This is a genomic window from Paenibacillus allorhizosphaerae (assembly GCF_042659105.1).
In the GTDB taxonomy this organism is placed as follows: domain Bacteria; phylum Bacillota; class Bacilli; order Paenibacillales; family NBRC-103111; genus Paenibacillus_G; species Paenibacillus_G allorhizosphaerae.
In genome coordinates this window covers 150,597-166,997 of the sequence record NZ_JBHSRV010000001.1, presented here as the reverse complement: position 1 = coordinate 166,997, position 16,401 = coordinate 150,597, and the positions used below count along the sequence as shown (strand labels likewise).

Genomic DNA, 16,401 nt, shown 5'->3' with positions numbered 1-16,401 from the left:
GGGAAGTCGATCCTACAATAAGCCTAACGCAAGAACGAGTGACACAATGGAGGCGATCCCATGAAGCTGGCCGCGGCAAGAGCCACCGCAAACAAAGCGAGTTATGCAAGCAGACTTCGCAAGGATTTACGGATGAATAAATACGTGTACATGATGGCGTTTCCCGTCATCGCCTTTTACATCATCTTTCACTATGTACCGATGGGTGGCGTGATCATTGCCTTTCAAGACTTCAATGCGTTTAAGGGGATGTTCGGGAGCCCTTGGGTTGGGCTCAAGCACTTCAACGATTTCCTGACCAGCCCCTATGCGTTCCGGGTGATCAAAAACACGCTGTTGATCAACGTATACCAAATCCTATTCGGTTTCCCCGCGCCTATCCTGCTCGCGCTCTTAATCAACGAAATCCGCAGCCATTCCTTCAAGCGCTCGATCCAGACGGTCAGCTATATGCCGCATTTTATATCTCTTGTTGTCATTTGCGGGATGCTCGTCGATTTCACCGCCAGCACCGGGGTTATTAACGACATCATTCACTTGTTTGGCGGTGAACGCTCGAATTTGCTCATGCAGAAGGATCTTTACCGGCTGTTATATATTTCAAGCGGCATATGGCAGGAAGTAGGTTGGGGCAGCATTATTTATTTGGCAACGCTTTCGGCGGTCGACCCGAGCTTGTACGAAGCGGCTTCCATTGATGGAGCAGGCAGGTTCAATAAGCTGCTTCATATTACGGTTCCGTCATTAATTCCGACCATCGTCATCTTGCTTATCATGAGGCTTGGCCACATCATGAGCGAGGGCTTCGAAAAGGTCATCCTCCTCTATAATCCGCTTACCTACGAAACCGCCGATGTGATTTCATCCTATGTATACCGGCGCGGCCTACAAGAGGCCAATTACAGCTTCGGCGCGGCAGTGGGACTGTTTAATTCGTCGATCAATTTCATCATCTTGGTTGCGGCCAATTCCATTAGCCGCAAGTTCGCTAAGGAGAGTCTGTGGTAGAACTGACGAGGGAGGTATCCTCATGATAACCAGAAGATCGTTCGGCGAAGTCATATTTGATTCGTTCAATCATTTGCTTCTTTTGATATTCGGATTGATTTGTTTGTACCCGATGCTGCACGTACTGTTTGCCTCGTTCAGCGATCCGGCGAAATTTGCGATGCATTCGGGAATCTTGTTTAAGCCGCTGGGCTTTTCGCTGGTCGCTTATGAAATCGTTGTCAAAAACCCAAATATCCTGATCGGCTACATGAATACCATTTTTTACGTTACGGTTGGCACGATCTTCAATGTGCTATTGACCGCGATGGGAGCTTATGTACTGTCCCGCAAAAATTTAATGCTCAAAAAGCCGCTGATGATTATGGTTGTGTTCACCATGTATTTCGGTGGAGGGCTGATCCCGAATTTCCTGCTCGTCAAAAATATCGGGCTCTACGACTCGAGGCTGGCCCTTATTATACCGGGCTTGATCGCGACTTGGAATATGATCGTTATGAAGACAGCCTTCAGCGCGGTGCCCGATAGTTTGGAGGAGTCGGCGAAAATCGACGGGGCGAACGACTTTACGATTTTATTCCGGGTCATTTTGCCGGTCACAAAAGCGACCGTTGCGGTGATGGTGCTCTTCTATGCAGTCGGCCATTGGAATGCTTGGTTTAACGCGATGATTTATTTGCGGGACCGGAGCTTATATCCGCTGCAGCTGCTGCTGCGGGAAATATTGATCGCCAACTCGGCGAGCGGCAACTCACTGGAGAGTGCTGCCGTGATGGAGGACGATAAGGCGCTCGTCTACACCATCATTAAATACTGCACCATTATGGTAGCAACCGTTCCCATATTGTTCATATATCCGTTCTGTCAAAAGTATTTCATGAAAGGCGTCATGCTCGGCTCGATCAAAGGGTAATCGCTGAATTACTTGGGGTAATGCTTGCTTTATATCACATATGAGAGGGGATTACTGCAAATGGTGAGGACATGGACGAGAACTACGGCAGCGATCAGCATGTCTGTTATGCTGCTGGCAACAAGCCTCGTAGCGTGCAACAATGAGGATAAACCGCCGAACAACGCGATTGAAGCACCAAGCGCCAACATGAATGAAACCGGATTGCCGATCGTAAAAACGCCGATTACCTTGAAAGTATGGACGCCGTTACAAGCACCCGCTAGCCAATTCATAAGCAGCTACTCGCAAAACGAGGTATACCAAGAGTTGGAGAAGCGCACCGGCATCAAGATCGAATTTATTCATCCGCCACAGGGTCAAGAAAAAGAGGCGTTCAATCTTATGATTGCTTCAGGAGATTTTCCGGACATCATCACGGGTGCCGGACGCTACATCGGCGGGGAAGATAAAGGGGTCAGAGACGGTGTGTTCGTCGATTTGACGCCTTACATGGAGAAATATGCTCCCGACTATTACAAGCTGGTCACTTCGGATGCCGAAACGAAACGGGAAACAACGAACGACGCGGGGAAATTTCCGGCTTTCTATATGATCAAGCCAAAGCAGGATGCCCCGTTTAGACGAATCATGCTGAAGGAAGAGCTGCTCAAGTCCGTGAACATGGACATCCCAATAACGATTGCGGATTACGAAAAAATGTTCAAAGCGATAAAAGAGGCCAAAGGTATCGCGCCATACATTCTAAGGGATAACGGTATGGAGGAGCAATTCATAGGTCCTTACGGCATTCTGGACGGCTTCTACCTGAAGGATGGCAAGAACGTAGCTTTCGGTCAAATTCAGCCTCAATTCAAGGAATATTTGACGCTGATGAACAAATGGTTCAAGGATGGCTATATCAATAAAGACTTTGCCGGTCTAAAAAGTCAGCAGGCACAAGCATTGTTTGACAGCGGGAAGGCAGCCATGCTTGTTGACGCCGTCGTTGCCACGTTCAACAGGGGGATTCAATTAAAACAAAGCAACGTTCCCGCTCCTTACCCAAGATTGAAGGCAGGCGACAAAGTCCACTACCAGCCTGCGGATTGGCCGGTCCCCGGTCAAGGTCAGGAAACGGTCATATCGACTGCCTCCAAATATAAAGCCGAAGCGGTTCGTTGGCTCAATTACGCCTATTCGAAGGAAGGCGCCATGCTGTATAACTATGGGATCGAAGGGAAAACGTACAATATGGTAAACGGCGTTCCCAAATACACCGATTACATCTTAAACCACCCGAAATACGGCACGGATAATGCGAATTATATACTTAGAGTACACTTCGCGCCGAAGCTGATGTATACGGACGTCGAGGCGAATCCGAATCTGGCCAAGAGCCCCGCTTCTGCCGAAGTACGCCAGAAATGGTCGGATGACAAAGACGTAGACAGCGCATTGCGTCTTCCGCCAATACGTATGACCAGCGAGGAAACCGATAGGCGGGCCAAAATTATGAATGAAGTGAACACCTACAGCGACGAGATGGTACTGAAATTTATTTTGGGTGCGGAGCCGATCAGCAAATTCGACGAATACGTTAACCAGCTGAAGAAGCTCGGCATCGAAGAAGCCATAACCATTACCCAGACCGCGTACACCCGGTACACATCTAAGAAGTAATCGGCGGATCATTTGAGCTCGCTGACGGCACAAGGAGAGATGGCTACAAAAGGGGGCATGACTCTTGGTAAACCGAAGAAAGAGTATGTTTTACAAGCTGTTCGTCTCCTATGTCATCATTTTCGCAACGCCTTTGCTCGTATTGGGAGGCATCATTTATTACCTAAACGTGGTCAATTACCAAAGTGAAGTATCGGAAGCGAATTTGACCAAGCTGACCCAGGTCCGTAATCAAATCGATCTGGAGCTAAAGTCGTTAAGAGAGATTGTTTATCATCTATCTAGCGAACTCGACACGAATAACGCCGGCTCGGCGGAGGACAACAAAGCGAGACTGAGCATGATTGTCCCGCAGTTGGAAGCATATAAGGAGCACTATCCGTTCATCGACGAAATCATATATTATCAACGTGGAGACACGACGGTGTATATGACAGCCGGAGCGTACGAGTACTCCCTATTTGAGACGGGAATCAAGAAGGATTACGATTGGACCCAAGCAAGCTTTTTCAAAGAGTTGAATTCCGTAAGCGCTCCCACAACAAAACGGATCCTGGAGAAGGAATCCTCGCTTTCCAAGACCGGCAACGTCCTTGCCTTTATGTTCCCCGTACCGTTGCTTAAGACGATTCCTCAAGGCACGGTGCTATTTACGATCAAAGAATCGGAATTCATGAACAAATTTCAGAACATATTCGGCAACCTGGAAGCAACCATTTTCATATACGATCAATATTACAGTTCCTTGGTTTCCCTGCACAGCAATATCGATTATCCGGACGCAGCGATGCTGGAAGAGCAGCTAAGATTGATCAAAGGAACGGGAGTATCGAACATGAAGGCAGGCAATACGAGCCTGACGGTGACTCGCATGGTTTCAGAGGAAACGGAATGGAGCTATATTGTTGCGATGCCGGGATCATTTTTCTATAAGCGGGTCAATACCATGAGAACGTTTATTATCGGTATTATGTTCATTCTTATTATGATCGGATTTATCGCAGCACTTGTCTTATCTAAGAGAAATTACCGGCCTATAAAAGCGCTGTCAGCTTATTTCAAAAGTGAGGAGCACTACCTCGAAGGGAACAACGAGCTCGACATGATTCGTTTCACTTTTGAAAGCGCGATTCGGAAAAATCAAGAAATGCTCGTTCAAATGAATGCTCAGAGACCGTTTATCAAGGATCAATGTCTGTTGACGCTGCTAAAAGGAAAATCGATTGAGCTTAGCGAACGCGACTATTTGATCAAATGTTCCAATCTGATGTTGAACGGAGACGCTTACTACTGCATGGCACTATCGGTACATGCAAGTCAAGCAGGAGGTTATGACCTTGGTCATTTGATAGCGTTAATTGAAAATATATACTTCGCTCACGACCGCTGCTACGGAGTCGAAATCGTCGGCGAGCATTACATCGCGGTTATTGCCGTACTTCATAAATATCCTGAAGATGGGAGAAGCAGACAGACGGTTATTGCCGAAGAGTTGGTCCGGCTTGCGAAGGACAACTTAGGCATGCAGACGACGATCGGCATCGGCAAAATTTATCGGTCCCTGGAGCATGTCGCTGCTTCTTATTTGGAAGCTTCGGCGGTGCTGCTCGACAATCAGGTTAACGCAAAGAGTTCGGTTCATTTTTTCGACGATATCGATGCCCAGCTGCAGCAGGTTCATTGGTTTCCAATTAAGGAACAGGTGTTGCTTATGCAAAGTTTGAAGCAAGGCGACGAAACGGTCGCTCTTGAGACGCTGAAGGTGTTGATCGGGCAAATTACTAGGGGGACAGCTTCATACCTTATGATTAGATGCTTGTGCTTCGATATCGTCAATCAAATATTGAAGTTGATCAACCAGATGAACCTGCAAAATCTCGCTTTCGATATGAAGGGGCTGCTGCGTTTCAACTCCCTGGAGGAGTTTCAAACCAGTATGGAAACCTTTGTGGTTTACTTCTGTATGCAGGTAAGCCACTATCAGGCTAAGAAGAAGTCGGACCTGAAAAACGGCATTATAACGTACATCAACGATCATTATAAGGACAGCGATGTTTCTCTGGAACAAATCGCCGATAGGTTCAACCTTTCGGTTTCGTACTTGAGCCGATTTGTCAAGGAAGAAACCGGCGTTAACTTTGTCGAGTACTTGACAGGACTTCGCATCAAGGAGGTTAAGCTGCAGCTGCAGCATACCGATAAGCTGATTCAGGATATTGTGACCGATGTCGGTTACCTGAACATCCCAAGCTTTGTTCGTAAGTTTAAGTCCCTGGAGGGCGTGACACCGGGGCAATACAGACAATTAGTCGGTAGGTAATATTGAAATCAACATAACTCATTGAGGTGATTATTATGAGCAAACAACCCAATATCATATTAATTCTTGTAGATGATATGGGATTTTCCGACATTGGGTCCTATGGCTCGGAAATTCATACGCCTAACTTAGACAAACTTGCCAATGAAGGGATCCGCTTTTCACAATTTTATAACACGCCCAGATGCTGCCCTACTAGAGCGTCAATCATGACCGGACTGTATCCTCATCAAGCGGGTTTAGGATTTATGGAAGAGGACATCGGCAATCCGGCATATTCGGGAACCTTGCATAAACAATGTGTAACCATAGCTGAAGCCTTGGGGGACCAGTATCATTCCTTAATGGTAGGGAAGTGGCATCTAGGCAAGAAACCGTCACAAAGACCCTTTGAGAGAGGCTTTGCGAACTATACGGGTTTGTTGGATGGTGCCAGCAACTATTTCAAGCCTGAGCCCGACAAAGCGTTAATCCGGCGTAACGTTCCGTTTCAGGCCCCCCGATGATAACTTTTATACAACGGATTGGTTCAGCGACAGCGCAGTCGAATATATCGAAGAATATGGGAATCAGGAGAAGCCCTTCTTCCTGTATCTAGCTTATACGGCTCCGCATTGGCCGTTGCAGGCTCCTGAAGAGGATATTGAGAAATATGTGGGCACCTACATGAAGGGCTGGGATAAACTTCGGAAAGAAAGATATCGGCGGTTGTTACAAGAGGGCATTCTGGATGAAAAAAGCAGCCCGTTAACGGAGCGCGACTGCGGTGCACCGGCCTGGGAGGATGTTGAGGATAAAGAGGCTTGGGATCTTAAGATGGCCGTATATGCAGCTATGATTCACCGCATGGACCAAGGTGTTGGAAAAGTTATGTCAAAGCTTAAGGAGCTGCAAATAGAGGAACATACGCTGGTAATGTTCTTATCCGATAACGGAGCCTGCGCGGAAGGCATCGGGTTAAAAAGCGATAAGCCTCCCGGTGCTGCGGATTCGTTCGTAGCGTATCATCTCCCGTGGGCTAATGTAAGCACAACCCCATTCCGTCTTTACAAGCACATGGTTAACGAAGGCGGCATTTCTACACCGTTTATTGCCAGATGGCCTGAGAAAATAAAATCAAACGGCACAATTACGCATCAAGTCGGACATTTGATGGATATCATGGCAACATGCCTTGACGCGGCAGGAATTCAATATCCTGAAACGTACATGGGCAACAAGATTATTCCGCTCGAAGGAAAAAGCTTGCTGCCGATATTTGAAGGGAACCAGCGAGAAGGGTACGAGTGTGTTTTCTGGGAGCATGAAGGAAATCGAGCTGTTCGCCAAGGCAAATGGAAATTACTTTCGCGCTGCAGGATGGACTGGCAATTTACGGCGTCTTGGGGCTTTCGGGGCAATAGAGGGCCGCATGATGAAAAGTGGGAGTTATACAATATAGAAGAAGACCGAGTAGAGTTAAACGATCTTGCCGAACAATACCCCGAAATGGTTCGGGAGCTTGCAGACCAATATGAGAAGTGGGCCATACGAACAGGCGTCATTCCATGGAATGACTATATGAAAGTGACAAAGACGGGATATTTATTAAAAACTCAAGAAATATCTATGAATTGATCGTTCGGCGCCTTTCCGGACACGATTGGCATTGTGACCATAGGTATACATTTCGATGGAGTTACCTATAGTTATTCGTCCGGAGTAAGCGAATGACTTGAGGAGTAAAGCCAGATGATTGTCGATATCGATGGCGCCAGCAAAGCTTTTGAAATTGCTGATCCTGAAGAAATTATGATTAATATGATTAAATATTAATCAAGTGTATAATCGATCCTTTATTGACGATTCTTATCTTTCTAATAAACGAACCGATTCAAGAGGTTATTAAATAATGAGTAGCGGGCTGCCGGTCCGACTGTGCAAAATTACCGAATCAATGTGCAAAGATCAATGCAAAAAGAGCGATGAATTCTACAAAGCTTTCTCCTGTGCTCCACGATATGATAGCGGTAAGAAAGCGGAATGGATACGCTTCTCGCCAATTACAGCAGCCCGCTTACGAATCATAATCGAGGAGGGCAGGTAATGAGTGAACAGATGGGCAACGGGATGATAAGCCGGAGGAAGCTGCTGAAGTCGATGGGGGCTGCCGGGGCGGCGGCGGTTATGTTCGGCACGATGGTGAACGTTACAAACGGCAAGGACGATACATCCGTGACGGATTCGGTATACGGCAAGGACGGGAAAAAAAAGCCGTTGAATGTCGCGGACCTCGCCTGCGTCGTCTCCACGACGATCGAGGAACTACGGGCGTTGACCGATCTGAATGCAGACAGTGCCTATTTGGTGACGAACGCAGGGCAAGAAGGTCACTACGTCTACGATCCGGCAGATACAACCTCGACCGATAATATCGGCCTCATTGTCGTTTCGACGGGTGGAGCGCGGTTTAAGCGTCTGTTGGAGACGCCATACCTGAATGTGAAGTGGTTCGGCGCGAAGGGCGACGGCGTTACGGACGATATGGCCGCAATCCAGCGGACCCTTGATGCCGCTTCGGCCAGAGGCGGCGGAACCGTATTCATTCCGAATGGGACGTACATCGTATCGCCTTCCGGTCAGAACCGGCTCTTTTTGCGCAACAACGTCAATTTGCTGGGAGAAGGCACCAGCACTGTGATCAAAGTGAAAGACAACGCCGGAGACTACGGCATGATCTTCGGCGCCAACTCCTCGACGCCTCTCCGCGACGTCCGCATCTCCCATTTGCGCGTCGACCAGAACCCGCAAAACAATCTGACTTGCAACATCGATTCCTCGAGGACGGACTCGTATTATTGGCAGTTCGCAATCGCCCTGTACAATTATGAGAACATCGTCATCGATAACGTTACGTTCGACCCCACCTGCGGCAAAAACACCATCACACTAAACAAAATTACAGCAAAGAACGCCATCATCACAAACTGCCGCTTTAATTTTGTCCGGGCAAAAGGCGATCCCGATTACGACAACTCGGCTATCTACCTGAACGGGCGAAGCCACACCGTATCGAATTGCCTGTTTTATTCCGACCCGAGTCAAAAGGCGAGAGGCGCGATTGAAACGCATGCAGGCACAAGCGTCATCTCCAATAATATCAGCGACGGCTATTATACAGGCATCAATCTGCAATCGAGCGAATCCAGCGGCGAGCATTGCGATATGACGGTCACGAACAATACGATCAGCAACGCAAACCAAGGCATCCAGTTCGGTCCCCGACTGCAGCATGGAATTAAAAATGTTGTGATCTCGAACAATACGATCCATCTGATCAATACCGTGCACCTGCGTACGCTTACGACCGGCATCTCGACCGCTGGCAGCTCGGAAGACGTAGGCCCCCACGAAAATATTACGATTACCGGTAATACGATCGTTTTCGAAGAGGAGTTCACCCGCCGCTCGTCATTAAACGAAGGGGCATACGGCATCAGCTTGTACCGGAATTGTAATTATACGAATGTCGTCATCAGCGACAACCTCATCCGCAATGCGCCGGTGACCGGAATACGGGTTGGCAGCACCGCTAAGGTAGGGGTGTCGACGAATATCAAGATTAGCGGCAACATGATCGTCAATGCGGGCCATTATCCAGCAACCTCAGAGCTGTACCGAGCGGGAATTCTGCTGCGGTCAACGGTGAACGGGGCGGACATCTCCGGTAATTACATCTCCGATACATACGATGAGGCGAAGGGGTTGTTCTCGATCCGGGTCAACGATTTCGACGGCACATTCACGAACGTTTCGGTAAAAAACAACTTGATCACCACGAAGCAAGGCGGCCTCTGGTTTAGCGTAAGCCCGTCGGTCCAGATGGACGCTCCGCCGGCCAAAACCGTCACGACGTTCCCGCCGACTTCCGGTACGTATATACAAGGCGAGATCGTGCTCGTCACGGGACTGAGCGTCGATGCCGGCAAAACCCCGGCCGGCTTCAAAGTCACGTCGACAGGGAGCGCTGGAACGCTGACCAGCGTGACTGGGACGGGTACCAGCGGCACGCCATACCTTGTTGTGAACGACGTATCCCAACTGCAGCCGGAGCAGTGGATCCGCATCGAGCAGGGCAATCAGCTTCGGCGGATCGTGCGGATCTCGGGCAATCAGCTGCGGTTGAACGCGAACTTGACGGCAGCCGCGACTTCGAGTCCCGTTGCTTTCGCCGCCCCGGGCTATCTGGCCTTCGGCAGCATAGGCAAACTGCCTGCCGTTCCCGATACAAGCGGTTCCAATCTGGAACAACTGGAGTTGGAAGTGAACCAGTTAAAGCAAAGGATGCGCGACTACGGCATGATCTTCTGAGCCGCGAGTAGCGTTTCCATAATTATCATGTGGCCGATCTCGTATTCATAAAATATGATGAATTAGGAGGAAACGAGGGAGGCGCCAAAATGATGATTTATCATTAGGGATCAGCCCCTTGACTCCGTTTCTCCAATATGATAATGTTTCAATAATTTACTATTGAATATTGGATACTGCGTTGAAGAGGAACAGTAATTAAGTACTTGGATTACAGAGAGCCCATGATGCTGGGAAATGGGTATCCGAGCTTAATGAAAGAAGCCTTGGAGCAACGGGCCGAAAGAAGGAGTACGCCCGGCGGGTCTTCCCGTTACAGAAGCAGCGTTAGAAGTTTGACGTGATGAAGTGGGTTGAATAACCAAACCAGGTGGTACCGCGGAAGCAGAGCCTTTCGTCCTTGTGAAGAGGACGGGAGGCTTTTTGAGTTTCATAATACCCGAAAGGATGATGCAGGATGAGAACCGATACTGAATTTGTTGCAAACTTACTATTTCCCGAAGTAGAGCTTCCCCCCGAGGATATTTTTCGCAGGTTCCCGCAAAGAAAGAGGACCGCATCTGCAAAAGTTACAAGGTTCGCTCCGAGTCCTACCGGGTTACTTACGATTGGCGGGTTGTATGCGACATTTATTTCGGAAAGAATGGCGCATCAGTCTGAAGGCATATTTTATGTACGGATTGAAGATACGGACAAAAAACGCGAAGTAGCAGGCAGCGTCGAAGAAATTTTGCGATCCTTGGAATATGTTGGCCTTCGCATAGATGAAGGCATGATCGGCATAGGTGCCGAAACGGGCGCTTACGGACCGTACAATCAAAGTTCCAGAACTGCGATTTATAACGTATTCATTAAACATTTGCTCAAACAAGGCCTTGCTTATCCGTGTTTCTGCGACGAGAATGAATTGCATACCATCAGAGAAGCGCAACGATCCGTCAACGCAACGACCGGTTATTACGGAAAATGGGCTGTACACCGATCGTTTACGCTTCCGCAAATCAAGCAAGAGCTGGACAAAGGAAAACCATATGTTATTCGGTTAAAATCTCCGGGTTCGGCTGATCGAAGAATCACATATCGGGATCTCATTAAAGGCGAAATTGAACTGCCTGAGAATGATCAGGACGTTGTCATCATGAAATCCGACGGCATTCCGACTTATCATTTTGCCCATGCGGTAGACGATTGCCTGATGGGTACGACTCACGTGATTCGTGGAGATGAATGGATCGCGTCCGTCCCAATCCACTTGCAGCTGTTTGATGTTCTTGGTTTCACTCCGCCGGAATATGGGCATTTGGCTCCGATTATGAAAATGGAAGGCAGCACGAAACGCAAATTCAGCAAGCGTAAAGATCCGGATGCAGCGGTACGGTTTTACCGGGAGCAGGGGTATCCGGGACTGGCGATATCGGAATATTTCATGACGCTCATCAATTCGAATTATGAAGAGTGGAGAATGAGCAATCGAGCGGCGTCGTATACCGGCTATACGATCGACATGAACAAAATGAATGCGAGCGGGGCCTTATTCGATTTTAATAAGCTGAATGATATTGCGAAAAATACGATTGCCGGACTTTCTTCGCAGGAAGTCTACAGGCAGGCCTGCCATTGGGCTGAACGATATGATCGCGAGCTGCACGTGCGACTCATCACGCATCCCGATTATTCCATGCAAATTTTCAACATAGGCAGGAATTCGGATAAGCCAAGGAAAGATTTGGCAAAATGGTCGGATGTCCCATCGATGATCGATTACTTTTTTGACGATAGCTATGCCCGAGTGATGCGCGTTGCATGGGAAACGCTGCTTGCAACCTGGAATGCTGAAGAAGCCAATCTAATTCTCGAGCGCTACGAAGCTGTATTCTGTGTCGACGATGACAAAGACGCCTGGTTCGCCAAACTGAGAACGGTAGCGGAGAACCACGGATTCGCGAGTAATGCCAAGAGCTATAAGAACAATCCATCCCGATACAAAGGACATGTGGGGGATGTCGCGATGCTCCTTAGAATCGCTTTGACCGGCAGGACCCATACACCGGATTTGTATGAAATTATGCTGGTGATGGGGGAAGACCGGGTTCGTGGCCGACTGAAATCATTCGCCGCAATGACGATTTGAAGGGGGCACCCATTTTCTGTAGAAAGGGAAATCTTTGTGCAGACGCGGCTATTCAAGGACCTCTTCCAGAATCGATCTGGGGGAGGTCTTTTTGTGAAACATCCGTACCGGCGATTTCCAGACGGTTGATCTTAAAAATCAGGGCATCGCCCGGGCTGTCAGGTGATATCTTAATTTCGGATAGCCCATCTTAAAAACGGATTACGGCAAAAGTTAACCACGGCTTATGAAGTTAAAATCGAATTATTTCGCTCGCGCTACAACTTGTGTTAAATAGAAAGTAGCGAAATCGACCCGCGCTCCCTCTAATATGCCACACTTTCACCAACAAGCTAAGCAGCTTCGCTCCGGCCGTTCTGAATCGTTTCGCCGGAGCCGGGCATTTCGCTAAGCAGAGTTTCATTTAAAGGAGGAAAAAAGGGGTATGAACCATGAAAAGCGGAAACGATGGTTAGCCGCAGGGACGACGGCGCTGCTGTCGGTCTCGATCATTACAGGGTGCAATTCGAGTACGGGGAAACAGACGACAGATAAGCAGCAAACCGGAGAGCCCCCGAAATTGCAAACGCTTACGTATTGGGTGGGCCTCGCCAGTAATGTTGCGGCTACGCTGAAAAGCTTTGGGGAAATGACGGTTTATCAGGAGCTGCAGAAACGAACCGGAACGAATGTACAGTTCCAGCATCCGCCGGTAGGGCAGGAGAAGGATCAATTCAATCTGATGATTACCGGGAACAAGCTGCCGGATGTTATCGAATATGGCTGGACGGGGTATCCGGGCGGTCCGGAGAAAGCGATCAAAGACGGAAAGATCATTAAACTCAACGATATAATCGCTAAGAATGCGCCGAATTTAAAGAAAATACTGGATTCGAACCCGGATTGGAAAAAGCAGATCGTCACCGACGAAGGCAGTATTTACGGATTCCCGTTCCTGCGCGGCGACGATTATTTGCTGGTCAGCAACGGGATCGCTCTCCGTAAAGACTGGCTTGATAAACTGAACATGAAAATGCCGGAAACGCTTGACGATTGGCATACCGTGCTGACGGCGATCAAGAAGAGCGACCTTAACGGGAACGGCAAACCGGATGAAATTCCGCTTCTGATCGGCAAAGGCGATATGGGGGGAGCGATTCCGTTTCTCGGATCGTTCGGCGTGAATTACGATTTTTATCAAGTGAACGGAAAAGTGAGCTTCGGACCGACACAGCCGGAGTACAAGCAATTTCTCATGCTGATGAACGGATGGTACAAGGAAGGACTGCTCGATCCGGACTTCGCCGTTACGGATAGCAAGCTCAAGGACGCCAAGGTGACGGGAAATCAGCTGTTCGCCACCGTTATGAGCACAGGCTCCGGCATCGGGAATTATACTTCGCTCGTGAATAATAAAATACCCGGCTTCAAGCTTGTGGCCGCTCCGTTCCCTGTAGTCAAACAGGGCGACAAAAAGATGTGGAGCGCGAAGTCGTACAACTTCTCCGGCGGGATCGCCGCTGCGATTACTACATCCAACACCAATCCGGAAGCAACGGCCAAATGGCTGGACTACGCCTATAGCGATGAAGGCAAGATGATGTTTAATTTCGGCGTTGAAGGCACCTCTTACAAAATGGAAAACGGATACCCGGTTTACTTGGACAGCATCATGAACCCGAAAGATACGTCCATGGCGTATGCGATGGCCCGCCATGTGCGCGCCAACTTCAACGGTCCTTTCGTGCAAGACAAGCGATATATGGAGCAATATGCCGCTCTGCCCGAGCAGAAGGATTCGATCCGGATCTGGTCGGAGCCGACCAACGAAAGGAAGCTTCCTCAAGTTACGCCGACCGCGAGCGAGAGCAGTAAGTTCGCTTCGATCATGAACGACGTGAACACGTTCAAAGACGAAATGTTCAACAAGTTTATTATGGGGGCAGAGCCGCTCGATAACTTCGATAAGTATGTCAAGACGATCGAAGGCATGGGAATCCAGGAAGCGATAAAAATTCAACAAGCCGCTCTGGAACGCTACAACAAACGATAATGCGTTGACAAACGATTGTCAGGGAGACTCCACATTTCAGGGAGATGATCCGTTCATCTCCCTGATCCATTTCAAAGCGATGGAGGGATCGCCGTTTGAACACAACCAAAACCGCCGCAAGGACACCCGCGAAACCGGCCGGTTCCGCGCAAAGTTTATGGGTAACGATAGGCCGCGATTTAAGGCGCAATAAGCTTTTGTACTTGATGGTGCTGCCGGTCATCGTTTATTATGTCATTTTCGATTACGGTCCGATGTACGGTCTGCAAATCGCATTTAAAGATTACAGTCCCGGCTCCGGCATTTGGGGCAGCCCCTGGGTCGGATTTGAACATTTCATCCAGTTTTTCGACAGCTATTATTTTTGGAGAATTATCCGCAACACCTTACTGATCAACGTGTACGAACTGATATTCGGCTTCCCCGCGCCGATCGTCCTCGCGCTGCTGCTCAACGAATTGCGCCGGCAGGCGTTCAAGAGAATCGTCCAGACGATCACCTATTTGCCGCATTTTATATCGATCGTCGTCGTGGTCGGGATGCTGGTCGATTTTCTGGCTAGAGACGGCGTTGTGAACCAACTGCTGTCTACGCTCGGCATCCCGTCCAAGTCGTACTTGTCCGAGCCGGAATGGTTCCGATTTATTTACGTTTCCTCCGGCGTTTGGCAGCAAGTCGGATGGGGTTCCATTATATATCTCGCCGCGCTGTCCACGATCGATCCTTCATTGTATGAAGCGGCCAGAGTCGACGGGGCGGGCCGCTGGAAGCAGATGGTCCATGTTACTATTCCGGGGATTATGCCCACGGTCATTATTTTGTTGATTTTAAAAATGGGATCGATGATGTCCGTTGGCAGCGAGAAAATATTGCTCATGTATAATTCGCTGACCTACGATACGGCGGACGTCATCTCTACGTTCGTGTACCGCAAAGGGATATTGGAAGCCAGCTACAGTTACACGACGGCCGTAGGATTGTTTAACGCTGTCATTGCCTTTTCCCTGCTCATTATCTCCAACAGCATAAGCAAGCGGGTAAGCGAAACCAAACTATGGTGACGGGGGAGGAGAAGCACGATGGATAAACCGACTTTAGGCGAAAAAACATTTAGCGTTGTGAATGTGTTATTGATGATCGTTCTTTGTTTCGTCACATTGTATCCGTTCTTGTACGTCATCTTATCATCCATAAGCGATCCGGGGTTACTCGCGCAGCATCGCGGCTTGTTATGGAAGCCTTACGGCTTTAGTCTGAATGCGTACAAAGCCGTTTTTGCCAATCCGAACATTTTGAACGGGTACGGCAATACGTTGTTTTATGTGGTTGCCGGTACCTTCATCAATCTCATTATGACTTCGCTCGGAGCGTATTTTCTTTCCCGGAGAAACGTATATTTTAAAAACGCGGTCATGTTTATGATCGTCGTCACGATGTTTTTTCAGGGCGGGCTGATTCCGACTTATCTTCTCGTCAGCAATCTGGGGCTCGTAGATACGGTGTGGGCGATGATTATTCCCGGCGCGATCAATACGTGGAACCTGATCATCATGCGAACTTCGTTCCAGGCTGTGCCGGTCAGTCTGGAAGAATCGGCGAAAATGGACGGCGCGAGCGAGTGGACTATCTTGTGGCGGATCATCATTCCTTTATCAATACCGGTCATGGCGGTTATGGTTCTGTTTTATGCCGTAGCGCATTGGAATTCCTGGTTTAACGCCATGATCTATTTGCGCGATCGCAATTTGTATCCGCTGCAGCTCATTTTGCGGGAAATACTCATTACGAACAGCACGGACAGCATGACGACGGACGCCGCCGGCGTGGATAAAATGCCGATCGGCGAAACGATCAAGTACGCCACGATTATGGTCGCGACGCTTCCGATTCTTATCCTATACCCATTCCTGCAAAAGTATTTTGTTAAAGGAGTCATGATCGGGGCGTTGAAAGAATAATGAGGAATAGCAGGAAAAGGGCGGATA

General features: G+C 48.7%; 11 protein-coding genes and 1 other annotated feature. All 11 genes read left to right on the top strand.

Annotated elements, in window-relative coordinates:
• Positions 1 to 60 precede the first annotated feature (60 nt).
• The gene (locus tag ACFQI7_RS00650; RefSeq protein WP_218096483.1) at positions 61 to 1,008 is read left to right on the top strand and encodes an ABC transporter permease; all 948 of its coding nucleotides are present in this window, start codon (positions 61 to 63) and stop codon (positions 1,006 to 1,008) included.
• 22 nt (positions 1,009 to 1,030) lie between these two features.
• Positions 1,031 to 1,921 carry a carbohydrate ABC transporter permease gene (locus ACFQI7_RS00645; protein ID WP_218096482.1) on the top strand — a complete coding sequence of 297 codons (891 nt, stop codon included), beginning with the start codon at positions 1,031 to 1,033 and terminating at the stop codon, positions 1,919 to 1,921.
• A 60-nt stretch (positions 1,922 to 1,981) separates the two neighbouring features.
• A complete protein-coding gene (locus ACFQI7_RS00640; protein ID WP_218096481.1) occupies positions 1,982 to 3,583 on the top strand; it encodes an extracellular solute-binding protein in 1,602 nt (533 codons plus the stop codon).
• 64 nt (positions 3,584 to 3,647) lie between these two features.
• Positions 3,648 to 5,903, top strand: a complete 2,256-nt coding sequence (locus ACFQI7_RS00635) for a helix-turn-helix domain-containing protein (protein ID WP_218096480.1) — start codon at positions 3,648 to 3,650, stop codon at positions 5,901 to 5,903.
• Between the two features lie 35 nt (positions 5,904 to 5,938).
• Positions 5,939 to 6,409 (top strand): sulfatase-like hydrolase/transferase, encoded by a 471-nt coding sequence (locus tag ACFQI7_RS00630; RefSeq protein ID WP_268966789.1) that lies wholly within the window; start codon positions 5,939 to 5,941, stop codon positions 6,407 to 6,409.
• A 46-nt stretch (positions 6,410 to 6,455) separates the two neighbouring features.
• Positions 6,456 to 7,520 (top strand): sulfatase-like hydrolase/transferase, encoded by a 1,065-nt coding sequence (locus tag ACFQI7_RS00625; protein ID WP_268966797.1) that lies wholly within the window; start codon positions 6,456 to 6,458, stop codon positions 7,518 to 7,520.
• Positions 7,521 to 7,988: 468 nt separating this feature from the next.
• The gene (locus ACFQI7_RS00620) at positions 7,989 to 10,253 is read left to right on the top strand and encodes a glycosyl hydrolase family 28-related protein (protein WP_218096479.1); all 2,265 of its coding nucleotides are present in this window, start codon (positions 7,989 to 7,991) and stop codon (positions 10,251 to 10,253) included.
• 172 nt (positions 10,254 to 10,425) lie between these two features.
• Positions 10,426 to 10,658 (top strand) — a binding site (T-box leader).
• Between the two features lie 52 nt (positions 10,659 to 10,710).
• Positions 10,711 to 12,384, top strand: a complete 1,674-nt coding sequence (gene gltX / locus ACFQI7_RS00615; protein WP_218096478.1) for a glutamate--tRNA ligase — start codon at positions 10,711 to 10,713, stop codon at positions 12,382 to 12,384.
• Positions 12,385 to 12,808: 424 nt separating this feature from the next.
• Positions 12,809 to 14,416, top strand: a complete 1,608-nt coding sequence (locus ACFQI7_RS00610; protein ID WP_218096477.1) for an extracellular solute-binding protein — start codon at positions 12,809 to 12,811, stop codon at positions 14,414 to 14,416.
• 167 nt (positions 14,417 to 14,583) lie between these two features.
• On the top strand, positions 14,584 to 15,477 hold the full coding sequence (locus tag ACFQI7_RS00605) for an ABC transporter permease (RefSeq protein ID WP_230414608.1): 894 nt from the start codon (positions 14,584 to 14,586) through the stop codon (positions 15,475 to 15,477).
• A gap of 18 nt (positions 15,478 to 15,495) precedes the next feature.
• Positions 15,496 to 16,374, top strand: a complete 879-nt coding sequence (locus ACFQI7_RS00600) for a carbohydrate ABC transporter permease (protein WP_218096476.1) — start codon at positions 15,496 to 15,498, stop codon at positions 16,372 to 16,374.
• The last annotated feature ends 27 nt before the right edge of the window (positions 16,375 to 16,401 follow it).